Genomic DNA, 23,729 nt, shown 5'->3' with positions numbered 1-23,729 from the left:
CGGACCATGCAAACTCGTGACGATATTTTCAACACCCTGCGCGATGCCCTGGTCGAGCTGTTCGAGCTGGATCCGGCCCGCGTGAGCATGGACGCCAATCTGTATCAGGATCTGGAAATCGACAGCATCGATGCCGTAGACCTGATCGATCACATCAAACGCCAGACCGGCAAGAAAATCGCCGCCGAAGAATTCAAATCGGTGCGCACCGTCGGAGACGTGGTCGAGGCGGTGTTCCGTCTGGTTCAACCGGCCGCATGAGCCGACTGATCGGCCTGGGCCTGCTGCTGGCCGGTCTGCTGTACCCCTTTGCGGTGTATTTCGGCATGGAGCATTTCGCCCCGTGGCAATTTGCACTGCTGCTGGGCAGCCTGTGGCTGGCGCGCGCCCTGACCGGCGAACGCAAGCCCGGCAGCCTGTGGATGGCGTGCGTGGCGATGGTGTTCTGCCTGCTGCTGGCGGTGTTCGACAGCACGCAGCTGCTGCGCTGGTACCCGGTGCTGATCAGCGCATTCATGCTGGTGCCGTTCGGCGCCAGCCTGAAATACGGCCCGCCAATGGTCGAGCGTCTGGCGCGCTTGCGCGAGCCGGAACTGCCGGAGGTTGCCATTCGCTACACGCGCAAGGTGACGCTGGCCTGGAGCGTGTTTTTCTTCTGCAACGGTTTGTGCGCCGCCCTCCTCACCCTGTGGGCGCCGCTGGATTGGTGGATGTTGTACACCGGCCTGATCTCCTATGGATTGATCGGCCTGATGTTTGCCATTGAATGGCTGATACGACAACGGGTAAGAGGCCGTACATGAATTGGATAAAACTTGAGCAGCTGTTGCTCAAGGCACTGCCGGCACGGGCGATCTGCCAGGCGCCGGCACTCGATCACACGCAACTGCGAGCGCAGGCCTTGAGCGTCGCCGCGGGTCTGCAAAGCCGAGGCGTGAACAGGCTGGCCGTGCATCTGGAGGATGCCGCCGACCTCGCCATCGCCCTGTTCGGCGCGTGGCGTGCCGGCGTCAGCGTGTTGCTGCCGGCGGATCTGCAAGCGCAGACGCGTCAGCGCTGGTCGCAGGAAGTCGATCTATGGCTGACCGATCAACCGGATGACGCCCAGTTGCACAACTTCACTCAGCCCGGCCTGGCCGGTGCACAACTGGATCTCGATCAATGCCGCCTGAGCCTGTGCACTTCCGGCTCCAGCGGCGAGCCCAAGCGCATCGACAAGACCCTGCGCCAATTGGCCAACGAGGTCGAAGCGCTGGAACAGTTGTGGGGCGCAGACCTCGATGACGCCTGCATCATCGGCAGTGTCGCCACGCAACACATCTATGGCCTGCTGTTTCGTGTGTTGTGGCCATTGTGCGCCGGGCGCCCGTTCGTGCGCCGGCAACTGGCGTTCTCCGAAGACTTGCAGCGCGCCAGCCGCGAATACCCGGCCTTCGCCTGGGTCGCCAGCCCGGCGCTGCTCAAGCGCATGGGCGACAACCTCGACTGGCAAGCCCTGAGCGCGGTGCGCCGGGTGTTTTCCTCCGGGGGCGCGTTGCCGTCGGAAGCGGCGCAAAGCCTGCACCAGCGCTTGCAACAATGGCCGACAGAAATCCTCGGCAGCTCGGAAACCGGCGGCATTGCCTGGCGTCAAGGCGAGTCGTTGTGGCAGCCGTTTGCTGGCGTCGAACTGAGCCAGGACAGCGACGGCGCCCTGCTGATCGCCTCGCCTTACCTGCCTGCTGGCCATGTCGAACACAGCGCTGACGCCGCGCGCATCGCCGCCGATGGTCGCTTCGAGCTGCTGGGGCGTCTGGACCGCATCGTCAAACTGGAAGAAAAACGCATCTCGCTGCCGATGCTTGAGCATGCCTTGGCAACCCATGACTGGGTCGCCGAGGCGCGCCTCGGTGTCGTGCAGGAAAACCGCGCTTCGCTTGGTGCGCTGCTGGTGCTCAGCGAATCGGGTCTGTTCGCCCTGCGCGAGCACGGCCGCCGTGAACTGACCGAAACCCTGCGCAAACATCTGAGCCAACATTGCGAAGCCCTCGCCCTGCCCCGACGCTGGCGCCTGCTGCGGCAAATGCCGTTGAACAGCCAGGGCAAACTGGCGCAAGCCGACGTCGAAGCGCTGCTGCTGGCCGCACGGCCGAAAGCCCCCGAAGTGCTGGAGCAGCGCGCAAGCGACGGCGAATGGAGCCTGCAACTCAGCGTGCCGCCGGATCTGGCCTACTTCAGCGGACACTTTCCCAAGGCACCGGTTTTGCCCGGCGTGGTGCAGGTGGAATGGGCGCTGAATCTGGGTCGGCAGTTGCTGAAGCTGGACGGCGCGTTTGCCGGAATGGAAGTGCTGAAATTCCAGCAACTGGTGCGCCCGGGTGATGAAATCCAGCTGCATCTGCGTTTCGATGCCGAGCGCGGCAAGTTGTACTTCACCTATCGCAACGACACGGCGACGTGTTCCAGCGGACGCATTCTCCTGGGGCCTGCCCATGCATAACCCCTGCGCCGTAATCCCGGTGTACAACCATGAAACCGCGATCACCACCGTGGTCGATGCCCTGCTCGCACAAGGTCTGCCGTGCATTCTGGTGGACGATGCCAGCGAGCCGTCCTGCGCGCGGGTGCTCGACACCCTGGCCGAGCGTGACAGGGTTTTCCTGGTGCGCCTGACGGCCAATCAGGGCAAGGGCGGCGCGGTGATGACCGGTCTGCGCGAAGCCTCGCGTCTGGGCTACAGCCATGCCTTGCAGGTCGATGCCGACGGTCAGCACGATTTGCACGACGTCGCGCGCTTCGTCGGCGAATCCCGCGCCCATCCCGAGGCGATGATCTGCGGCTATCCGCTGTTCGACGAGAGCGTGCCGAAAGGGCGTTTGTACGCGCGCTACCTGACCCACGTGATGGTGTGGATCAACACCCTGTCGTTGCAGATTCGCGATTCGATGTGCGGCTTCCGTGTTTATCCGCTGGCGCCGACTCTGGCGGTGATTGACTCGGCCAAGGTCGGCAAGCGCATGGATTTCGACTCGGACATCCTCGTCCGTCTGGCCTGGCGCAATCAGCCGATGCGCTGGCTGCAGACCAGCGTGCATTACCCGTTGGACGGTGTATCGCACTTTCGCCTGTTCCACGACAACGCGCTGATTTCCAGCATGCACACGCGGCTGTTCTTCGGCATGTTGCTGCGTTGGCCGCTGATCCTCTGGCGGCGGTGGAAACCATGAGCGAAGAAGTCGACAAGAAGCACTGGGCCGACCGCGAAGAGCGCGGCAGTTTCCTGCTGATGAAATTCACCGCGTTCGCCGCCAAAGTCCTCGGCCGCCGCCTGCTCAGTCCGTTGCTGTATGGCATCGTCCTGTATTTTTTCCTCTTCGGCCGCGTCGCCCGGCGCAGTGCCTGGCAGTACCAGCAGCGGCTGGCCGAGTGGAGCCGGCGCGACGACTTGCGCCCGAGCCACTGGCGGGTGTTTGGCCAGTTCATGACCTTTGCCGATTCGCTGCTCGACAAGCTCGACGTGTGGAACGGCAAGCTGAGCATCGAGCAGATCGAAATCATCGACCCGGCGCTGCTGCGCAAGCAGTTGCGCGGTAGTCGCGGACAACTGCTGGTCGGCGCGCATCTGGGCAATCTCGAAGTGTGCCGGGCGCTGGCGGAGATCGGCGAAAAGGTCACCATGAACGTGCTGGTGCACACCAAGCACGCCGAGCAATTCAACCGCTTGCTTGGCGAGGCCGGGGCGACCAATCTGCGCCTGATCCAGGTCAGCGAACTCGACCCGGTGATCATGCTGCAACTGCATGAACGACTGGAACGCGGCGAGTGGCTGGCGATTGCCGGCGACCGCGTGCCACTGCATGGCGGGCGCAGCGTGACGGTGGATTTTCTCGGCCATCCGGCGCCATTTCCGCAAGGCCCGTGGTTGCTGGCCGGCCTGCTCAAGTGCCCGGTCAATCTGCTGATATGCCTCAAGCAACCCGACGGCCACTATCGCCTGACCCTCGAACCGTTCGCCGACGCGGTGGTGTGGACACGCCGCGAGCGCGAGCAGGTCATTCATCAGTGGGCCACTCGCTACGCGCAGCGCCTGAGTCACTATTGCCTCGAAGCCCCGCAGCAATGGTTCAACTTTTACCCTTTCTGGAAGACCGATGACGACGCCAACCCATGAGCCGGTAACCTTCGGCGAACGCCCTTTGCGCATCGAAGACGTGCTGGCCCTGGCCAACCGTCAGGCGCCCGTGCACTTGCAGGCTGACGCCGACTATCGCGAGCGCATCGCCAAGGGCGCGCGGTTTCTCGATTCGCTGCTGGACAAGGAAGGTGTGATCTACGGCGTCACCACCGGTTACGGCGATTCCTGCGTGGTCGCGGTGCCGCTGCATCACGTCGAGGCGCTGCCGCGTCATCTCTACACTTTTCACGGCTGCGGCCTAGGCAAACTGCTCGACGCGCAGGCCACCCGCGCGGTGCTGGCGGCGCGTTTGCAGTCGTTGTGTCACGGCGTTTCCGGGGTGCGCGTCGAACTGCTCGAGCGTCTGCATGCGTTTCTCGAATACGACATCCTGCCGTTGATTCCCGAAGAGGGTTCGGTCGGCGCCAGCGGCGATCTGACGCCTCTTTCCTATGTCGCCGCAACCCTGTCCGGCGAGCGCGAAGTGCTGTTCCGTGGCGAACGTCGTCAGGCTGCCGACGTGCATCGCGAGCTCGGCTGGAAACCGCTGGTGCTGCGTCCGAAAGAGGCGCTGGCGCTGATGAACGGCACGGCGGTGATGACCGGCCTCGCCTGCCTGGCTTTCGCCCGCGCCGATTACCTGCTGCAACTGGCCACGCGCATCACCGCGCTGAACGTCGTCGCGCTGCAAGGCAACCCGGAGCACTTCGACGAGCGTCTGTTCGCCGCCAAACCGCACCCGGGGCAGATGCAGGTCGCCGCGTGGCTGCGCAAGGATCTGGCGATCGACGCGCCAACCGCGCCATTGCATCGTCTGCAGGATCGTTACTCGCTGCGTTGCGCGCCGCATGTGCTCGGCGTGCTGGCCGACAGCCTGAACTGGCTGCGCGGCTTCATCGAAACCGAGCTGAACAGCGCCAACGACAACCCGATCATCGATGCCGAAGCCGAGCGTGTTCTGCATGGCGGGCACTTCTACGGCGGGCACATTGCGTTCGCCATGGACAGCCTGAAAAACCTCGTGGCCAACGTCGCCGATCTGCTCGATCGGCAATTGGCGTTGCTGGTCGACGAGCGCTACAACCACGGTTTGCCGAGCAACCTCTCCGGCGCCCCGGCCGAGCGGGCCATGATCAACCATGGCTTCAAAGCCGTGCAGATCGGCACCAGCGCCTGGACCGCCGAAGCGCTGAAAAACACCATGCCGGCCAGCGTGTTCTCGCGCTCCACCGAATGCCACAACCAGGACAAGGTGAGCATGGGCACCATCGCCGCCCGTGATGCGATTCGCGTGCTGGAGCTGACCGAACAGGTCGCCGCCGCCACGCTGCTCGCCGCCAATCAGGGCGTGTGGCTGCGCGCTCAAGCCGCCGATGCGCGTCCGCTGCCGCCGGCACTGGCGGCGATGCACGAAGAACTCGGCAAAGACTTCCCGCCGGTCATCGAAGACCGCGCGCTGGAAGGCGAACTGCGCCTGTGCCTGCAACGCATCGCCGCGCAACACTGGAGGCTGCATGCGTAGTGCCGGAGTGCTTCATGCCGATACCGAGATTCTGGTGCCGTTTTTCGACGTCGACACCATGCACGTGGTCTGGCACGGCCATTACGTCAAATACCTCGAAGTCGCGCGCTGCGCGCTCCTGGACAAGATTGGCCACAACTACACGCACATGGTCGAGTCGGGTTACGCCTGGCCGATCATCGACCTGCAACTGCGCTACGTGCGCAGCGCGGTGTTCGGCCAGCGGCTGAACGTGCGCGCCAGCCTGATCGAGTGGGAAAACCGTCTGAAGATCAACTATCTGATCAGCGACCTGCAGACCGGCGAACGCCTGACCCGCGCCAGCTCCGTGCAGGTCGCTGTCGAAGTCAGCAGCCGCGAGATGCAACTGGCTTCACCCAAAGTCTTCACCGATGCCGTGGAAAGGATGCTGCGATGAATGTGTTTTTCAGAAGCCTTGGCGCACTGACGCTGCTGGCCGTGTCGTCATGGGCCAATGCCTTCGACCTGCAACAACTGAGTGAGCAACTGGCGAAACCGGATGTTATCCACGGCCAGTTCATTCAGGAAAAACACCTGCGCGCCCTGCCGCAGCCGCTGATCAGCAAGGGCAGCTTCGTCCTCGCGAAAAATCATGGCTTGCTGTGGCTGTTGAAAACTCCGCTGCAACAGGATTACCGCATCACCGCCAATGGCATCGCCCGCCGTGACAGCAACGGCTGGCAACTGCTGCCGAACAAGAGCGCCGGCGCCGAGCAGAACCGTTTGTTCCTCGCCGTGCTGCAAGGTGACAGCAGCGGTTTGCAGCGGGATTTCGAACTGGCCCTGAGCGGCACGGCGCAGCAGTGGCAACTGACCCTGACGCCGCGTTCGATGCTGCTCAAGCAAGTGTTCAAGCAGATCAATATCGATGGCGGCGCCCTTGTGCAAACCATCGAGCTGCTGGAAACCCAGGGCGACAGCACCCTGCTGCGCATGCAGGACAGCACGGCCGAGCAACCCCTGAGCGAAGCGGAGCAACATGACTTTGCCGAGTGAACGCAGGCTGCCCTGGCTGTTTCTGAGCCTGCTGCTGGCCGTCGTCGCGCTGGCTGCCTGGCAGTGGCGCGACGGTGCGCCGCTGTCGGCCAATCTCATGGAGCTGGTACCCGGGACCAGTCCAGACGCGCTGGAAGTGCGCGCCGAACAGCGCATGCAAGAACCGCTCAATCGCGAAATGCTGGTGCTGGTCGGTCACGCCGATCGCCAGCAAGCACTGAACATGGCTCAGCAACTGGGCGAACAATGGCAGGCCAGCGGTCTGTTCGAAACCGTGCAATGGAATCTGCAAGCCGACTTGCCGGCGCTGCGCAAGCAATTGCTGCAAGGGCGTTTGGCGATGCTCTCGGCGGATGATCGGCAGCTACTCAGCGAGCACCCCGACGCGTTCATCCAGCAGCGGGTGCAGGCGCTGTTCGATCCGTTCAACGGCTTCACCCTGGTGCCGAGCCAGGACGACTGGCTGGGCCTGACCGGGCGCATCCAGAACAGCCAGCCGAAACACGGCGCGGTGCAACTGGACATTGGCAGCGGCGCATTGGTCGCCGAGGCCGACGGCAAGAGCTGGGTGATGCTGCGTGCGCGCACCACCGGCAATGCTTTCGACATGAACCTGCCGCTGCAAGTGGCAGAGCTGCTCCAGCACAGCCGCGAGCAAGCGGCGCAAAGCGGCGTGCAGTTGCTCGCCGCCAGTGGCCTGCTCTATGCCGCCAACGGCCAGCAACAGGCTACTCGCGAGATGACCTGGGTCGGCGGTGGCGCGACGGTCGGCATTCTGCTGTTGCTGCTGTTGGCGTTTCGCCGCTGGGGCGTGCTGCTGGCATTTGTTCCAGTGCTGGTCGGCATGCTGTTCGGCGCGGTGGCCTGCGTGGCGCTGTTCGGTCACATGCATGTGATGACGCTGGTACTCGGCTCAAGTCTGATCGGCGTTGCCGTCGATTACCCACTGCACTATCTATCCAAGAGCTGGAGCCTCAAGCCCTGGCACAGCTGGCCGGCCCTGCGCCTGACGTTGCCGGGGCTGACCCTGAGCCTGATCACCAGCGTCATCGGCTATCTGGCGCTGGCGTGGACGCCGTTCCCGGCATTGACGCAGATCGCCGTGTTCTCCGCTGCCGGCTTGCTCGGTGCGTATCTGTCGGCGGTCTGCCTGCTGCCGGCGCTGCTGAAAAATGTCCAACTGCGCCCGGCGCAATGGCCGCTGCGCCTGGCCGAACGCCTGATTCATCTGCGTGAGGCGCTGCTCGGTTGCATTCGCACGCCCGCGCTGCTGGCCCTGCTGATCGCCTTCTGCGTCGGCGGCCTGATGCAGTTGCAGAGCAAAAACGACATCCGCCAATGGGTCGGCGCGCCGCAGCATCTGACCGACGAAGCGCAGACCATCGCGCGCATCACAGGGTATCAACCGACCAGCCAGTTCTTCCTGATCCGCGCGGCCAATCAGGAGCAATTGCTTGAGCGCCAGGCAGCGCTGAGCGAGCGCCTGCAGCAACTGGTCAACCTCGACAAACTGCAAGGCTATCTGGCCCTCGATCAACTGGTCAGCGCGCCGAGCCAGCAACAGCAAGTGCGCGAATCACTGAACAAGCTGCCGTCATTCTGGCAACCGCTGCTCGATCTCGGCGTGCCAGTGACGGCGTTGCAAAACGAATTGCAGCAATTGCAGACCCTGCCCGCCGAAGACATCGACGCCGCGCTGGCCGGCCCGCTCGGCGAGCCGTATCGCACACTGTGGCTTGGACCGACTGAAGACGGCGTCGCAGCGATGACCAGTTTGCAGGGCTTGAACAATCCGTCGTTGTTGCGCGTGCAAGCACTCGATTTGCCGGGGGTGGTGCTGGTCGATCGCCTCGGTGACCTGAACAAGGTGTTTGCCGCCACGCAGATCAGCGCTGCCGAACTGAAACTGGCCTCCTGCGTGTTGATCGTGCTGGTGCTGATGCTCCCGTTCGGCCTGACTGGCGCACTGCGCATCGTCGCCCTGCCACTGCTGGCGGCGCTGTGCAGTCTGGCCAGCCTTGGCTGGCTCGGTCAGCCACTGACCCTGTTCAGCTTGTTCGGCCTGTTGCTGGTGACGGCGATCAGCGTCGATTACGCAATCCTCATGCGCGAACAGGTGGGCGGCGCGGCGGTAAGTCTGCTCGGCACCTTGCTCGCCGCCGTCACCACATGGCTATCGTTCGGCCTGCTGGCGGTCTCCAGTACGCCGGCGGTGAGCAATTTCGGCCTGTCGGTAAGCCTCGGCCTGGCGTTCAGCTTCATGCTCGCGCCGTGGGCCGGGCGCCATGAACCGGCTGCGGAGACAAGCGCATGATGGTCTTCGGCTTCTGGTTGCTGGCCTTGGCGCTGTTTGCCCTGGCGACTCGTGTCGGCCGTCACTTCGGCCTGATTCCGATCGTCAGTCAGTTGCTGCTGGCGAGCTTCGGTTTGCCGCTGCTGATGTACTTCTGGATCGAACCGGGCTGGCAGCTCAGCGGCGCACAACTGATCGCCCCGGGCTGGTTGAAAAACCTCTACAGCCTGAGTTTCGCCTTGCTGCTCGGGCACATCCTCAGCGATGTCATCGATCTGCGTCTGGATCGCCAGAGCGTAAAAATCGCTGTGCCGAGTTTCGCTGTGCCGTTCGCTTGCGGGCTGGCGGTTGCGTACTGGTTGCTGCCAGCGCAGCCGTGGCTCAATGCACTGGCCATCGGACTGGTCTTCGCCATAACGGCGATCCCGGTGCTGTACCTGTATCTGCGTCACATCGATTACCCGCCCGCTGCCACACGGCGTCTGGTGCAAACCGCGATCCTTATCGATCTGACCTGCTGGACGCTGTTCGGCCTCGCCCAGGGCAGCCTGCACTTGAGCAGCCTGTTGCTGCCCGTGGCCATGGCCGGCGTGCCACTGCTTTTGCACCTGCTGCGCGTGCGTCGCCCGCTGACCTACAGCCTCGGCTTCTTCGCCCTGCTGGTCATGGCCGAGCATTACAAACTCAACGCGCTGATTTTCGGCATCGGCTATCTGCTGTGCATGGCGCTGCTGAAAGTGCCGTTGGTGCTGCCGTTGCCGGCACGCTGGATGAGCCGCTTGCAGACGTGGATCGCGATCCCGCTGATCCTCACGTTCGGTATCGTCCAGATCGACGTGCACAGCGCCCTCGCCAGCCTTGGCGCCGGGCAGTGGGCGGCGCTGCTGCTGTTGCCGATTGCCAGTAAACTGCTGGGCAACTGGCTCGGCCTCGGTTGGGCGGGCGCCTCGTTCGCTGGCGCCAGCCGCTGGCGCGAAAGCGTGCTGCTGAACATTCGCGGCCTGAGCGAAATCGTCTTTCTCAATCTGCTATTGCAACAACAGCTCATCACCCCGGCGCTGTATTTCGCGCTGATGCTGATGGGCCTGATCGCGACGCTGCTGCCGGCCCTGATCGGCCTGCATCGCGCGCCCCTGAATCTGAACAGTCCCTTGCCCCGGAGCTCACGTGCCAATCGTTGAAATGGAATCCCGTCAGGTCGTGATCATCGGTGCCGGCCCGTCCGGCGCTATCGCCGCTGCCCTGCTCAAGCGCAAGGGCCACGATGTGCTGGTGCTTGAGCGCCAGCACTTCCCGCGCTTCTCCATTGGCGAAAGCCTGCTCAGCCACTGCCTGGATTTCGTCGAAGAAGCCGGCATGCTCGACGCCGTCAACGCCGCCGGTTTCCAGCGCAAGACCGGCGCGGCGTTTGCCTGGGGCGAGCGCTACAGCGCTTTCGATTTTGGCGACACCTTCACCGCCGGCAAGCCGACCACGTTCCAGGTGCAGCGCGCCGATTTCGACAAGTTGCTGGCCGATCAAGCAGCATTGCAAGGTGCGGAAATCCGTTATGGCGATGCAATCGTCAGCGTCGATTTCGATCAGACGAAACCACTCCTTGACGTGCGCCGCGAAGATGGCAGCGAGTACCGCGTCGAAGCCGATTTCGTCCTGGACGCCAGCGGCTACGGCCGCGTGCTGTCGCGCTTGCTCGACCTCGAAGCGCCTTCGAATTTCCCGGTGCGCCAGGCGGTGTTCACCCATGTCGAAGATCACATCGACAACCCGGCGTTCGACCGTGAAAAGATCCTCGTCACCACCCATCCCGAGCATCGCGATGTGTGGTTCTGGACCATCCCGTTCAGCAACGGCCGCTGCTCGGTGGGCGTGGTCGCGGCTGAGGAACATTTCCGGGGGCGCGATAGCGACCTCGATGTCTGCCTGCGCAGCTTCATCGCCGAGACGCCAAGCCTCGCCGGGGTTCTGAACAACGCGGTCTGGGACACTCCGGCGCGCACCCTCGGCGGCTACGCGGCCAATGTGAAAACCCTGCATGGCCCGGGCTTCGCGCTGCTGGGCAACGCCGCAGAATTCCTCGATCCGGTGTTCTCCTCCGGCGTGACCATCGCCATGCGTTCGGCGAGCATGGCTGCCGGCGTGCTGCACCGTCAGTTGCAGGGTGAAACGGTGGACTGGCAAAGCGAATTTGCCGAGCCGTTGAAACGCGGCGTCGACACGTTCCGCTGCTACGTCGAAGGCTGGTACGCCGGCACCTTCCAGGACGTGATTTTCTACGAGGACAGCCAGGCGGAAATTCGCCGGATGATCTGTTCGATCCTCGCCGGTTACGCCTGGGACGAGCGCAACCCGTTTGTCAGCGAAGCGCGGCGCCGGCTGAAGATGATTTCCCAACTCTGCGCGCAGGACGCCTCATGAATTACCTGAGCGACAGCTACGTCGAGGAAACCCGCTTCGGTCTCTGGTTCCTGCGCAGCCACACCTGGCAGCACCACGTGCTGCGCGTGGCGATCAATGATCTGCGTGGATTATTCAGTGAGCCGCTGCCGGAACGTCCGGTGCTGCTGGACGCCGGTTGCGGTCAGGGCAAGTCGTTCGGCCACCTGCGCCAGACCTTCGCCCCGCAGCGCCTGATCGGCGTCGACGCCGACCCGCACAGTTTGCAACTCAGCGCCGAAGAGGCCACGCGCCTGGGCATGCCAGTCGAGTTGATCGGCAGCGATTGCGCCACGCTGAACGTCGCCGATGCCAGCGTCGACCTGCTGTTCTGCCACCAGACCTTCCATCATCTGGTCGAGCAGGAAAAGGCCTTGGCCGAGTTCTATCGCGTGCTCAAGCCGGGCGGCTATCTGCTGTTCGCCGAGTCCACCGAGGCTTACATTGATACCTGGGTGATTCGCTGGCTGTTCCGCCATCCGATGCACGTACAGAAGAGCGCCGCTGGCTATCTGCAGATGATCCGCAAGCAGGGCTTCGAGTTTGCCGAGCGCAATGTGTCCTACCCGTATCTGTGGTGGAGCCGGTCGAAGGATTTTGGTTTGCTGGAGCGGTTGGGGTTGAGCAAACCCAAGCCATTCGGTGAGCGTGAAGAGACGCTGGTGAATGTCGTCGCGCGCAAGCCGCTTGCAGGGGCTATCTGATGCGCCACTTTCGGCATGAATACATTGGTCCCTGTGGGAGCTGGCTTGCCAGCGATGGCGGTGTGTCAGTCAAAAAAAATGCTGGATGTGCCGACGCCATCGCTGGCAAGCCAGCTCCCACAAGGTTTGTGGTGTGGCTAGTATTGCTGCTATTTGCCTTGCTCAGCGCCTGCGCCGGCCAGCCACCGCTGCCAGCGGCCAACCCGACATTGCCACTGCCGCTGCAACTGCACATCGAGCGCGAGCAGGCCGGGCAGCGTCAGGACTGGCTGCTGGTGATCCAGCGCGAAGGCGCCGGCACGCGCTGGTCGATGATGGATCCGCTGGGCATTCCCCAGGCCCGCCAGCAACTGATCGACGGGCACTGGCAGGCCGACGGTCTGTTGCCGCCGAACCCGGAAGCTCGGGAGCTGTTCGCCGCATTGCTGTTCGCTTTGACGCCTTCCGCCGAACTGCTGGGCAATTATCCCGACGCCCGCCAACAGGCCGATCAGCGTTCACTGCCGGCGCGCTGGAACATCCGCTATTCACAACCGTTGAGCTTCCAATTGAATCTGCCCCAAGGCCCGCACTATCGCGTTTCCCAGTTAGGTGAATCGACGCCATGACCGCTTACCTGAATGCCCTCGGCGTGATCTGCGCTTTGGGCCGAGACAAGTCTGAAGTCGCGCGCAATCTGTTTGCCGGCGACTGTTCGGGCATGCGCCGCGAGTCCGGCTGGGTCGCCGAACGTGAGCTGCCTGTGGCCGGCGTACACGGTGAATTAGCGCCGATCCCGGCCGAACTGATCGAGCACAGCAGTCGCAACAATCAGCTGCTGCTGGAAGCCGCGCTGCAGATTCGAGACGACATCGATCGTGCGATCCAGACCTTCGGCCGCGAGCGCATAGGCGTGGTGCTAGGCACCAGCACCTCGGGCATCGACGAGGCCAGCCGGGGTCTGGCGCATTACATCCGCGAACAGCAATTTCCTCCCGAGTACGACTATCGCCAGCAGGAACTCGGCGCCCCGGCGAATTTTCTCGCCGAATGGCTGCAACTGAGCGGCCCGGCCTACGTGATTTCCACTGCCTGTACCTCCAGCGCCCGCGCGCTGATGAGCGCCCAGCGCCTGCTCGATCTGGGCCTGTGCGACGCGGTACTGTGCGGCGGCGTCGACAGTCTGTGCAAGCTCACGCTGAACGGTTTCTCTTCGCTGGAAGCCGTTTCAGATGAACGCTGCAATCCGTTTTCCGCCAACCGCAACGGCATCAATATCGGCGAGGCGGCGGTACTGTTCGTGATGAGCAAACAGCGCGGCAAGGGCCCGGGAATCGCCCTGCTGGGTGCGGGCGCCAGCTCGGATGCGCACCATATTTCCGCACCGGAGCCGAGCGGTCGCGGCGCTCTGCAAGCGATGCACAAAGCCCTTGGCCGCGCGCATCTGCAAGCCGGGCAAATCAACTACCTGAACCTGCACGGCACCGCGACCCAGCACAACGACGCGATGGAAAGTCTGGCGGTCGCGGCGCTGTTTCCCCAAGGCGTCGCCTGCTCGTCAACCAAGCCGCTGACCGGTCACACCCTCGGCGCGGCTGGCGCGCTGGAAGCGGCGTTCTGCTGGCTGAGCCTGAGTGCCGAAAACCCTGAACAGGCGTTGCCGCCACACATCTGGGACGGCCAGGCCGATCCCGCGCTGCCGCCACTCAAGTGGGTGACCGCGAGCGAACGCCTGACGTCCATTGCACCGCGCTACCTGATGAGCAACTCGTTTGCCTTCGGCGGCAACAACGTCAGCCTGATTATCGGAGACGCACCATGAGCCACTGGCCGCTCGCCGAACTGCTGCCGCATGCCGGCGACATGATCCTGATCGACGCCATCGAGCGCTTCGATGACGAGCAGATTTTCACCCGCCTGACGGTCAAGCCCGATGGCCTGTTCAACCTGCCCGACGGCAGCCTGCCGGCGTGGGTCGGCGTCGAGCTGATGGCGCAGAGCGTCGCCGCTTTCGCCGGTTGCCACGCCCGGCAAAAAGGCAATCCGCCGGAGCTCGGCTTTCTCCTCGGCACGCGCAAATTCGAGTGCAACGTCGAAGCCTTTGCGCCCGGCAGCGAGCTGACCATCCACGGCCTGCGCTCACTGGAAGACGACAACGGCATGGGCGTATTCGAATGTCACATCCACGGTGACGGCATTCATGCCAGCGCCCGCCTGAACGTGTTCCGTCCGCCGCAAGCCAACCAATATCTGCAACAGACAAAGGAGTCGCACGATGACTGAATCCGTACTGGTCACCGGCTCCAGCCGTGGCATCGGCCGCGCCATTGCCTTGCGTCTGGCGCAAGCCGGGCACGACATCGTCCTGCATTGCCGCAGCGGCATGACCGAAGCCCAAGCGGTGCAGGCCGAAATCGAAGCACTGGGCCGCCGCGCGCGCATCCTGCAATTCGACGTCGCCGACCGTGAAACCTGTAAAAGCATTCTCGAAGCCGATGTCGAAAGTCACGGTGCCTATTACGGCGTGGTGCTCAACGCCGGGCTGACCCGCGACGGCGCGTTTCCGGCGCTGAGCGATGACGATTGGGACGTGGTCCTGCGCACCAACCTCGACGGTTTCTACAACGTTCTGCACCCGGTGATGATGCCGATGATCCGTCGTCGCGCGGCCGGGCGCATCGTCTGCATCACCTCGGTATCGGGCCTGATCGGCAACCGTGGCCAGGTCAATTACAGCGCCTCGAAGGCCGGCGTAATCGGTGCGGCAAAGGCGTTGGCGATCGAGCTGGGCAAGCGCAAAATCACCGTTAACTGCGTCGCCCCTGGCCTGATCGACACGGCCATGCTCGACGAAAACGTGCCGGTGGAGGAGCTGATGAAAATGATCCCCGCGCAACGCATGGGCACCCCTGAGGAAGTGGCCGCTGCGGTGAATTTCCTGATGTCGGCGGAAGCCTCGTACATCACCCGCCAGGTGCTGGCGGTCAACGGAGGCCTGTGCTGATGAAGCGCGTCGTCGTCACCGGCATGGCCGGCATCACCTCGCTGGGCAGCGACTGGCCGACCATTGCCGGCAATTTCGCGGCCAATCGCAGCGGCATTCGTCGCATGGACGAGTGGGATCGCTTCACTGAGCTGAACACGCGTCTGGCCGGGCCTATCGATGATTTTCTCGTACCGTCGCACTGGACCCGCAAGCAGTTGCGCAGCATGGGCCGGGTTTCGCGACTGGCGGTCGGCGCAGCGGAAAAGGCTCTGGCCGATGCTGGCCTGCTCGGTGACGAATCAATCAAGGACGGGCGCATGGGCGTCGCCTGTGGTTCATCTACCGGTAGCACTGACGAGATCAAAGCGTTCGGCAACATGCTGCTCAACTCGGTGGCCGAGGGCCTGAACGCCAACTCCTATGTGCGGATGATGCCGCACACCACCGCCGCCAATATCAGTATTTTCTTTGGCCTCACCGGGCGCCTGATCCCCACCTCCAGCGCCTGCACCAGCGGCAGCCAAGGCATCGGCTACGCCTACGAAGCAATCAAGTTCGGCCGCCTGCCGTTGATGCTCGCCGGCGGCGCCGAAGAACTGTGCCCGACCGAAGCCATGGTGTTCGACGCGCTCTACGCCACCAGCCTGAAAAACGATGCACCCCAGACCAGCCCTCGCCCGTACGACAAGGGCCGCGACGGTCTGGTGATTGGTGAAGGTGGCGGCATGCTCGTGCTTGAGGAGCTGGAACACGCCCTCGCCCGTGGCGCGCACATTCACGCGGAAATCGTCGGTTTCGGCAGCAACGCCGACGGCCAGCACACCACCCGCCCGGAACAGATCACGATGCGCCGCGCCATGGAACTGGCCCTGGAAGATGCCGGCCTCACCCCGGACGCCATCGGCTATGTGAACGGCCACGGCACCGCGACTGAACAGGGCGACATCGCCGAAACCCTGGCCACCAGCAGCCTGTTCGGTGAGCACATGCCGATCAGCTCGCAGAAGAGTTTTCTCGGCCACACCCTCGGTGCCTGCGGTGCGCTGGAGTCATGGTTCAGCATCGAGATGCTCAACAGCGACCGCTATGTGCACACCTTCAACCTCGACGAGGTCGACCCGCACTGCGGCAAGCTCGATTACCTGCGCGGCGAATTCCGTCAGATGCATCACGACTACGTGATGAACAACAATTTCGCTTTCGGCGGCGTCAACACCTCGTTGATCTTCCGCCGCTGGGCATAACCGAATCAATCCAGGTCAAGGAGACCTACATGCACTTCAAAAAACTCGCCGCCGTCACCCTGCTGCTCTGCGCCCTGCCAGCGATCAGCCAGGCACGCGACACGGCGGTCTACCTGCCATTCGACAAAGCCGTCGCCGAAGCCACCCGCTCCGGCAAGATCGATGGCAGCGTGAAATTCTATCTGGCCGGCAACACCCCGGCCGGCAAAGTCACCGTGGTCAGCCCCGACGCCGTGACCAACAAGAAAACCAACGCCTTCAACAAGTCCGACGAAGTCGCCTGCGAATGGGTCGCCCAATCGGCAATCATCAGCCTGCACCAGGCCGCGAAAAACGCCGGCGCCAATGCCGTGACCAACATCGTCAGCTTCTACAAGCGCAACGAGCGCAAGGACGCGCAAACCTACGAATGCCACGCCGGCGCGATCATGGCGGGCGTTGCGCTGAAGGGTGATCTGGCGAAGGTTCAGTAAACGCCAGAAATGACAAAGGGCGCCGTTTGGCGCCCTTTTTTTTGCGGTGATTGAACAGCATCTACACTCGCTGATGCAGGTCGCAGCACCATAACCTGCCCTCGCAGTCTCTTTCACCGTCAAAGGAGATGACCATGCAAGTGAAAGCCCTGATGGCCGCTGCGCTTATCGCCCTGCTGCCCAGTGCCAGCAATGCCACCAACCTCATGTACATGCCTTTCGAAACCGTGCTGTCGGACGCCATTCGCGCCGGTCGGCTGGATGGCAGTGTTAAGTTCTACCTGATCGGCAACGGGCCGCAGGGCACTCAGCAGTTGCTGCGCCAAGGGGTGGTCAGTGATTTGAAAACCAACGGTTTCAACAAGAGCGACCAGGCTTCGTGTGAATGGGTGTTGCAGTCGAATCTGATCAAATTGCAGGCTGATGCCAAGCGGGTCGGGGCGAATGCGGTTGTGAATATCGTCAGTTACTACGACCAGCATGTGCGCAAGGATTTGAATACGTACGAGTGCCGGGCAGGAGTTTTTGTTACCCGGGTGGCTTTGAAGGGGGATTTGGTGCGGTTGCCCTGAAATCTGTGATGTTTGGGCCGACGCCTTCGCGAGCAGGCTCGCTCCCACCTTGGAATGCGTTTCCCTGTGGGAGCGAGCCTGCTCGCGAAAGCGCCAGCGGCCTTCACACCGTCAGGGGCTCGACCTTGCGCGTCAGCAGTTCGACAAACGCCTTGGCCATCGGTGATTTCTGATCTTTGCGCTGCACCAGCCAAACCGCCGAAATTGCTTCGGGATCGAGCAACGGACGGTAGACCACGCCGTCGATGCGCATGCGTTGGTAGGACGCTGGCAGCACCGATACACCCAAGCCCGCCGCCACCAGACCGATGATGGTCATCGCCTCGCCAGCCTCTTGGGCGAAGTGCGGGCTGAAGCCGGCGTCACGGGCCAGACTGAGCAGTTGTGCATAGAGCCCGCTGCCATAACTGCGCGGAAAAAACACGAACGGTTCCAGCGCCAGCGCCGAGAGAAACAGGCCTTCGTCGCTGCCTTGGGCCAACGGATGCTTGGAACTGAGCACCGCCACCAATGGCTCGCGCATCAACTCCACAACACTCAGTGAATCCGGCAATCCGAGCGGGCGCATGATGCCCACCTCGATCGACTCGTCCACCAAGGCATCGGCGACCATGGTGCTGCTCATTTCGCGCAGATTCAGATGCACCGCCGGAAAGCGCTGACGAAAGGAAAAAATCGCCTGCGGAATGGTCGAGTTGAACGGTGCAGACGAGGTGAAGCCAATCTTCAACTCACCCAGCTCGCCAAGTTGCGCACGGCGGGCGACATCCGCTGCCTTGTCGACTTGTGCCAGCACCAGCCGCGCCTCCTGCAGAAACAACCTGCCCGCCTCGCTCAATTCCACCCGACGATTGGTCCGTTCGAACAAGCGCGCGCCGAGCTGTTGCTCCAGCGCCTGAATCTGCTGGCTCAGCGGTGGCTGGGAGATGCCCAGCACCTGTGCGGCCCGGCCAAAATGCAGTTCTTCGGCGACGGCGATGAAGTAACGCAGATGACGCAGTTCCATAGGATTACCATTAGGTCGCTGAAGCTATCAAACAGGTCGAACAATATATTGGATAGAAACATTAGCCAGCTATATGATTTTTTCATTGCCTGCCCGGCTGTGCTTTCCGAGGTCTGAAGTGAAAACTGCTGTCGCGCCCCTTGCCCACGAAATCCCGCCCGCAGCCGACGACGATGCCCTCGCCGAGCTGCAGGAGATCTACATCGAAAAAGGCACGCCGGCCTTCATGCGCACGGTGCTGGCACTATTCTGTGGCGGCTTTGCGACGTTCGCGCTGCTCTATTGCGTGCAACCGATGATGCCGCTGCTGTCCCACGAATACGGGATCAACGCGGCGCAGAGCAGCCTGATCCTCTCGGTGGCGACCGGCATGTTGGCCTTCGGTCTGCTGATCACCGGGCCGATTTCCGACCGCATCGGCCGTAAACCGGTGATGGTCGCCGCACTGTTCGCTGCCGCGTTGTGCACCATCGCCAGTTCGATGATGCCGAGCTGGCAAGGCGTGCTGATCATGCGCGCATTGATCGGCCTGTCATTGAGCGGCCTGGCAGCGGTGGCGATGACCTATCTGAGCGAAGAAATCCATCCACAGCACATCGGCCTGGCAATGGGTTTGTACATCGGCGGCAACGCGATCGGCGGGATGAGCGGACGGTTGATCACCGGCGTGCTGATCGACTTTGTCAGCTGGCACACGGCGATGCTGGTGATCGGCGGTCTGGCGCTGGTCGCAGCGGCGGTGTTCTGGAAGATCCTCCCGGAGTCGCGCAACTTCCGCGCTCGCTCGCTGCACCCGCGCAGCCTGCTCGACGGCTTCACCATGCACTTTCGCGACGCCGGCCTGCCGCTACTGTTTCTTGAAGCGTTTGTGCTGATGGGCGCGTTTGTCACGCTGTTCAACTACATCGGCTACCGCTTGCTGGCGGCGCCGTACAACCTCGATCAGGTATTTGTCGGATTGCTCTCGGTGGTGTATCTGTCGGGGATCTACAGCTCGGCGAAAATCGGTTCTTTGGCGGACAAGCTGGGGCGACGCAAAGTGCTCTGGGCGACCATTGCACTGATGTTCGCCGGACTGGCACTGACCATGTTCACCTCGTTGTTGCTGGTGATCGTCGGCATGCTGGTGTTCACCTTCGGCTTCTTCGCCGCGCACTCGGTGGCGAGCAGCTGGATCGGCCGGCGCGCGTTGACCGCCAAGGGTCAGGCGTCGTCGCTGTATCTGTTCAGTTATTACGCCGGTTCGAGCATTGCCGGGACGGCGGGCGGGGTGTTCTGGCATCTGGGTGGGTGGAATGGGATCGGGCTGTTTATTGGCGCGTTGTTGCTGATTGCCCTGCTGGTGGCGTTGAAGCTGGCGAAGTTGCCGCCGCTTGGCGGTGTCAAAGCTTAAAAGCAAAAGATCGCAGCCTTCGGCAGCTCCTACAGGGAAACGCAAATCCCGATGTAGGAGCTGCCGAAGGCTGCGATCTTTCGATCTAAAATAAGCCCGGCATTTGGCCGGGCGTTTTTTATTGGGCGCTGATCACTCGTGATACTGCGCCGACAGCTCATGCACCGCACGCAGGAACGCGCCGGCATGTTCCGGATCGACTTCCGGCGTAATGCCGTGGCCAAGGTTGAACACGTGGCCGCTGCCCTTGCCGTAGCTGGCGAGGATGCGCCCGACTTCAGTGCGGATCGCTTCCGGTTTGGCGTAGAGCACGGTCGGGTCCATGTTGCCTTGCAGCGCGACCTTGTCGCCGACGCGGGCACGGGCGTTGCCGATGTCGCAGGTCCAGTCAAGGCCGAGGGCGTCGGCGCCGGCTTCGGCGATGCTTTCCAGCCACAGGCCGCCGTTCTTGGTGAAGAGGATCACTGGCACTTTGCGTCCGTCGTTCTCGCGGATAAGGCCGCTGACGATTTTCTTCATGTAGGCCAGGGAGAATTCCTGATACGCCGCCGCCGACAGGTTGCCGCCCCAGGTATCGAAGATCTGCACCGCTTGTGCACCGGCCATGATCTGGCCGTTGAGGTACGAAGTCACCGACTGCGCCAGTTTGTCGAGCAGCAGGTGCATGGCTTGCGGATTGTCGTAGAGCATCGCCTTGGTCTTGCGGAAGTCTTTCGACGAGCCGCCTTCGACCATGTAAGTCGCGAGGGTCCACGGGCTGCCGGAGAAACCGATCAGCGGCACACGTCCGTTCAGCTCGCGACGGATGGTGCTGACCGCATCCATCACGTAGCCGAGGTCTTTGTGCGGATCCGGGATCGGCAAGGCTTCGATATCGGCCATCGTGCTGACGACTTTCTTGAAGCGCGGACCTTCACCGGTCTCGAAGTACAGACCCTGGCCCATGGCATCGGGAATGGTGAGGATGTCGGAAAACAGGATCGCCGCGTCCAGTTGCGGATAGCGGTCGAGCGGTTGCAGGGTGACTTCGCAGGCGAATTGCGGATTCATGCACAGGCTCATGAAGTCGCCGGCATGGGCGCGGCTGGCGCGGTACTCCGGCAGGTAGCGACCGGCCTGGCGCATCATCCACACAGGGGTGACATCAACGGGTTGCTTGAGCAGGGCGCGGAGGAAACGGTCGTTCTTCAGGGCAGTCATGTCGGCATCCGGAAAAAAAGTGCGGGCATGGTCTCAAAAGACAGCGGCAAGCAGCAAGCTACAAGCGGCAAGTTAAAAGCAGGATTGCTTTGTAGCTTGCCGCTTGAAACTTGAAGCTTGCCGCTGGCGTCGTCAGACGCCCAGATAATCGAGGATCCCTTCAGCCGCATTGCGCCCTTCGAAGATCGCCGTCACCACCAGGTCGGAACCGCGCACCATGTCGCCACCGGCGAAGATTTTCGGGTTGCTGGTCTGGTGCTTGTACTGACCTTGCTCGGGCGCAACAACGCGGCCCTGGCTGTCGGTCTGGATCTCGAACTGTTCGAACCACGGCGCCGGGCTCGGGCGGAAGCCGAAAGCGATAACCACGGCGTCGGCCGGGATGATCTCTTCGGAACCCGGGATCGGCTCAGGGCTGCGACGGCCACGGGCGTCCGGTTCGCCGAGACGGGTCTCGACCACTTTGACGCCTTCAACCTTGTCTTCACCGACGATGGCAATCGGCTGGCGGTTGTAGAGGAATTTCACGCCTTCTTCCTTGGCGTTCTTCACCTCTTTGCGCGAGCCGGGCATGTTCGCTTCGTCACGACGATAAGCGCAGGTCACCGATTTGGCGCCCTGACGGATCGACGTGCGGTTGCAGTCCATCGCCGTGTCGCCGCCGCCGAGCACCACAACCTTCTTGCCTTTCATGTCGACGAAATCTTCCGGCGACTTTTCAAAGCCCAGGTTGCGATTGACGTTGGCGATCAGGAAGTCCAGCGCGTCATAAACGCCTGGCAGGTCCTCACCGGCAAAACCGCCCTTCATGTAGGTGTAGGTGCCCATGCCCATGAACACTGCATCGTATTCGGCGAGCAGTTGTTCCATGGTCACGTCTTTGCCGACTTCGGTGTTGAGGCGGAACTCGATGCCCATGCCGGTGAAGACTTCGCGACGATTGCTCAGCACGGTCTTTTCCAGCTTGAACTCGGGGATGCCGAAGGTCAGCAGGCCACCGATTTCCGGGTTCTTGTCGAACACCACCGGAGTTACGCCGCCACGCACCAGCACGTCGGCACAACCCAGACCCGCCGGGCCCGCGCCGATGATCGCCACGCGTTTGCCGGTCGGCTTGACCTTGGACATGTCTGGGCGCCAGCCCATGGCGAACGCGGTGTCGGTGATGTACTTCTCGACCGAACCGATGGTCACCGCGCCGAAGCCGTCGTTGAGGGTGCAGGCACCCTCGCACAGACGATCCTGCGGGCACACCCGGCCGCAGACTTCCGGCAGGGTGTTGGTCTGGTGCGACAGCTCGGCGGCCTGAAGGATGTTGCCCTCGGCGACCAATTTGAGCCAGTTTGGAATGAAGTTGTGCACCGGGCACTTCCATTCGCAATACGGGTTGCCGCAACCCAGGCAGCGGTGGGCCTGATCGGCCGACTGCTGGGGTTTGAACGGTTCGTAGATTTCAACGAACTCTTTCTTGCGTTGACGCAACAGTTTCTTCTTCGGATCCTTGCGCCCGACATCGATGAATTGAAAGTCGTTACTGAGACGTTCGGCCATCTTCAAAACCTCATAACAGCAGCTTCAAGCTACGAGCTTCAAGCTGCAAGAAAATCACTCTGCAGGCACATCGCGCACTGCTGTTAACTTGCGGCTTGTAGCTTGCCGCTTGCAGCTGCGTCGTTACTGCGGACTCGCACGAGTGCTTGAGAGCAGAGATTTCAAGCTCGCTGCCTTCGGTTTGACCAACCAGAAACGACGCACGTAATCATCGAGGTTCTCGGCGAGTTCACGACCCCACTCGCTGTCGGTTTCGGCGACGTACTCGTTCAGCACGTTCTGCAGGTGGCTGCGATAGGCTTCCATCGCCTCGCCGCTGATCCGCTGGATCTCCACCAGTTCGTGATTGACCCGGTCAACGAAGGTGTTGTCCTGATCGAGCACGTAGGCGAAACCACCGGTCATGCCAGAACCGAAGTTGTAACCGGTCTTGCCCAGCACGCAGACGAAACCACCGGTCATGTACTCGCAGCAGTGATCGCCAGTGCCTTCCACGACGGTGTGGGCACCAGAGTTACGCACGGCGAAACGCTCGCCTGCGGTGCCGGCGGCGAACAACTTGCCGCCAGTGGCGCCGTACAGGCAGGTGTTGCCGATGATGGCGCTTTCCTGAGTCTTGTAGACGCTGCCCTTCGGCGGCACGATGACCAGCTTGCCGCCGGTCATGCCTTTGCCGACGTAGTCGTTGGCGTCGCCTTCCAGGTACATGTTCAGACCGCCGGCGTTCCACACACCGAAGCTCTGCCCGGCCGTGCCTTTGAAACGGAACGTGATCGGCGCCTTGGCCATGCCCTGGTTGCCGTGCTTGCGCGCGATTTCGCCGGAGATCCGGGCGCCGATCGAACGGTCGCAGTTGCAGATATCCAGCTCAAACTCGGCGCCGCTGAGGTCGTTGATCGCCGACGAGGCCAGCTCGACCATCTTCTCCGCGAGCAGACCTTTGTCGAACGGCGGGTTGCGCTCAACGCCGCAGAACTGCGGTTTGTCCGCCGGGATGTGATCGCTGCCCAACAGCGGCGTCAGGTCCAGGTGATGCTGCTTGGCGGTCTGGCCTTCGAGGATTTCCAGCAGATCAGTGCGACCGATCAGCTCTTCGAGGGAGCGCACACCCAGTTTGGCCAGCCACTCACGGGTTTCTTCGGCGACGTAGGTGAAGAAATTCACCACCATGTCGACGGTGCCGATGTAGTGATCCTTGCGCAG

At 62.5% G+C, this 23,729-nt stretch carries 23 protein-coding genes and 1 pseudogene; 20 read left to right on the top strand and 4 right to left on the bottom strand.

Going from position 1 to position 23,729, the window contains the following annotated elements; translation table 11 throughout:
• Positions 1 to 6 precede the first annotated feature (6 nt).
• From D8U60_RS04455 to D8U60_RS04365, 19 genes are all read left to right on the top strand, one after another.
• A complete protein-coding gene (locus tag D8U60_RS04455; protein WP_016772026.1) occupies positions 7 to 261 on the top strand; it encodes an acyl carrier protein in 255 nt (84 codons plus the stop codon).
• The gene (locus tag D8U60_RS04450; RefSeq protein ID WP_130899558.1) at positions 258 to 803 is read left to right on the top strand and encodes a hypothetical protein; all 546 of its coding nucleotides are present in this window, start codon (positions 258 to 260) and stop codon (positions 801 to 803) included. The genes D8U60_RS04455 and D8U60_RS04450 overlap by 4 nt, the downstream gene beginning before the upstream one ends.
• Positions 800 to 2,479, top strand: a complete 1,680-nt coding sequence (locus D8U60_RS04445; RefSeq protein WP_130899557.1) for an acyl-CoA synthetase family protein — start codon at positions 800 to 802, stop codon at positions 2,477 to 2,479. Before D8U60_RS04450 ends, D8U60_RS04445 begins: the two co-directional genes overlap by 4 nt.
• The gene (locus D8U60_RS04440; protein WP_024011292.1) at positions 2,472 to 3,206 is read left to right on the top strand and encodes a glycosyltransferase family 2 protein; all 735 of its coding nucleotides are present in this window, start codon (positions 2,472 to 2,474) and stop codon (positions 3,204 to 3,206) included. Before D8U60_RS04445 ends, D8U60_RS04440 begins: the two co-directional genes overlap by 8 nt.
• Positions 3,203 to 4,150 carry a glycosyl transferase gene (locus tag D8U60_RS04435; protein ID WP_130899556.1) on the top strand — a complete coding sequence of 316 codons (948 nt, stop codon included), beginning with the start codon at positions 3,203 to 3,205 and terminating at the stop codon, positions 4,148 to 4,150. Before D8U60_RS04440 ends, D8U60_RS04435 begins: the two co-directional genes overlap by 4 nt.
• A complete protein-coding gene (locus D8U60_RS04430; RefSeq protein WP_130899555.1) occupies positions 4,131 to 5,675 on the top strand; it encodes an aromatic amino acid ammonia-lyase in 1,545 nt (514 codons plus the stop codon). The genes D8U60_RS04435 and D8U60_RS04430 overlap by 20 nt, the downstream gene beginning before the upstream one ends.
• Entirely contained in the window at positions 5,668 to 6,093 is a 426-nt protein-coding gene (locus tag D8U60_RS04425) for an acyl-CoA thioesterase (RefSeq protein ID WP_056787385.1), read from the top strand. Before D8U60_RS04430 ends, D8U60_RS04425 begins: the two co-directional genes overlap by 8 nt.
• Positions 6,090 to 6,692, top strand: coding sequence for an outer membrane lipoprotein carrier protein LolA (locus tag D8U60_RS04420; RefSeq protein WP_130899554.1), 603 nt, complete (start codon positions 6,090 to 6,092; stop codon positions 6,690 to 6,692). Before D8U60_RS04425 ends, D8U60_RS04420 begins: the two co-directional genes overlap by 4 nt.
• The gene (locus D8U60_RS04415) at positions 6,676 to 9,006 is read left to right on the top strand and encodes an MMPL family transporter (protein WP_130899553.1); all 2,331 of its coding nucleotides are present in this window, start codon (positions 6,676 to 6,678) and stop codon (positions 9,004 to 9,006) included. The genes D8U60_RS04420 and D8U60_RS04415 overlap by 17 nt, the downstream gene beginning before the upstream one ends.
• A complete protein-coding gene (locus D8U60_RS04410) occupies positions 9,003 to 10,166 on the top strand; it encodes a sodium:proton antiporter (protein ID WP_123444006.1) in 1,164 nt (387 codons plus the stop codon). Before D8U60_RS04415 ends, D8U60_RS04410 begins: the two co-directional genes overlap by 4 nt.
• On the top strand, positions 10,153 to 11,400 hold the full coding sequence (locus tag D8U60_RS04405) for an NAD(P)/FAD-dependent oxidoreductase (protein ID WP_123444007.1): 1,248 nt from the start codon (positions 10,153 to 10,155) through the stop codon (positions 11,398 to 11,400). The genes D8U60_RS04410 and D8U60_RS04405 overlap by 14 nt, the downstream gene beginning before the upstream one ends.
• Positions 11,397 to 12,122 carry a class I SAM-dependent methyltransferase gene (locus D8U60_RS04400; protein WP_130899552.1) on the top strand — a complete coding sequence of 242 codons (726 nt, stop codon included), beginning with the start codon at positions 11,397 to 11,399 and terminating at the stop codon, positions 12,120 to 12,122. Before D8U60_RS04405 ends, D8U60_RS04400 begins: the two co-directional genes overlap by 4 nt.
• Positions 12,122 to 12,730: a hypothetical protein gene (locus tag D8U60_RS04395; protein ID WP_177435437.1), complete on the top strand. Its 609-nt coding sequence runs from the start codon at positions 12,122 to 12,124 to the stop codon at positions 12,728 to 12,730. The genes D8U60_RS04400 and D8U60_RS04395 overlap by 1 nt, the downstream gene beginning before the upstream one ends.
• A complete protein-coding gene (locus D8U60_RS04390; protein ID WP_130899551.1) occupies positions 12,727 to 13,923 on the top strand; it encodes a beta-ketoacyl-[acyl-carrier-protein] synthase family protein in 1,197 nt (398 codons plus the stop codon). The genes D8U60_RS04395 and D8U60_RS04390 overlap by 4 nt, the downstream gene beginning before the upstream one ends.
• Positions 13,920 to 14,384: a hotdog family protein gene (locus tag D8U60_RS04385; protein ID WP_073471610.1), complete on the top strand. Its 465-nt coding sequence runs from the start codon at positions 13,920 to 13,922 to the stop codon at positions 14,382 to 14,384. Before D8U60_RS04390 ends, D8U60_RS04385 begins: the two co-directional genes overlap by 4 nt.
• Complete coding sequence (gene fabG / locus D8U60_RS04380) at positions 14,377 to 15,105, top strand: 3-oxoacyl-ACP reductase FabG (protein WP_130899550.1); 729 nt, start codon at positions 14,377 to 14,379, stop codon at positions 15,103 to 15,105. Before D8U60_RS04385 ends, fabG begins: the two co-directional genes overlap by 8 nt.
• Positions 15,105 to 16,331, top strand: coding sequence for a beta-ketoacyl-ACP synthase (locus D8U60_RS04375; RefSeq protein WP_122611062.1), 1,227 nt, complete (start codon positions 15,105 to 15,107; stop codon positions 16,329 to 16,331). Before fabG ends, D8U60_RS04375 begins: the two co-directional genes overlap by 1 nt.
• A 29-nt stretch (positions 16,332 to 16,360) precedes the next feature.
• Positions 16,361 to 16,804 carry an excinuclease gene (locus tag D8U60_RS04370; protein WP_130899549.1) on the top strand — a complete coding sequence of 148 codons (444 nt, stop codon included), beginning with the start codon at positions 16,361 to 16,363 and terminating at the stop codon, positions 16,802 to 16,804.
• Positions 16,805 to 16,938: 134 nt separating this feature from the next.
• Positions 16,939 to 17,376: an excinuclease gene (locus tag D8U60_RS04365; protein WP_130899548.1), complete on the top strand. Its 438-nt coding sequence runs from the start codon at positions 16,939 to 16,941 to the stop codon at positions 17,374 to 17,376.
• A 103-nt stretch (positions 17,377 to 17,479) separates the two neighbouring features.
• Here D8U60_RS04365 and D8U60_RS04360 read toward each other — a convergent pair whose 3' ends face one another.
• Positions 17,480 to 18,382, bottom strand: coding sequence for a LysR family transcriptional regulator (locus D8U60_RS04360; RefSeq protein WP_024011277.1), 903 nt, complete (start codon positions 18,380 to 18,382; stop codon positions 17,480 to 17,482).
• Positions 18,383 to 18,500: 118 nt separating this feature from the next.
• On the opposite strand from D8U60_RS04360, the gene D8U60_RS04355 reads away from it, so the two are divergent.
• Positions 18,501 to 19,775, top strand: coding sequence for an MFS transporter (locus D8U60_RS04355; RefSeq protein WP_130899547.1), 1,275 nt, complete (start codon positions 18,501 to 18,503; stop codon positions 19,773 to 19,775).
• Between the two features lie 132 nt (positions 19,776 to 19,907).
• Here the strand turns inward: D8U60_RS04355 and hemE are convergent, their stop codons facing one another.
• The 3 genes and pseudogenes from hemE to gltB all read right to left on the bottom strand — a co-directional run.
• Entirely contained in the window at positions 19,908 to 20,975 is a 1,068-nt protein-coding gene (hemE, locus tag D8U60_RS04350) for a uroporphyrinogen decarboxylase (RefSeq protein WP_056787355.1), read from the bottom strand.
• A 132-nt stretch (positions 20,976 to 21,107) separates the two neighbouring features.
• Positions 21,108 to 22,526, bottom strand: a complete 1,419-nt coding sequence (locus D8U60_RS04345) for an FAD-dependent oxidoreductase (protein ID WP_039757038.1) — start codon at positions 22,524 to 22,526, stop codon at positions 21,108 to 21,110.
• Positions 22,527 to 22,649: 123 nt separating this feature from the next.
• Positions 22,650 to 23,729: pseudogene (gene gltB / locus D8U60_RS04340) on the bottom strand (glutamate synthase large subunit); the annotation flags it as partial.

The sequence above is a fragment of the Pseudomonas sp. Sample_11 genome (assembly GCF_004307505.1).
In the GTDB taxonomy this organism is placed as follows: domain Bacteria; phylum Pseudomonadota; class Gammaproteobacteria; order Pseudomonadales; family Pseudomonadaceae; genus Aquipseudomonas; species Aquipseudomonas atacamensis.
The sequence above is the reverse complement of the archived record's forward strand: the minus strand, read 5'-3'. Positions and strand labels throughout refer to the sequence as shown.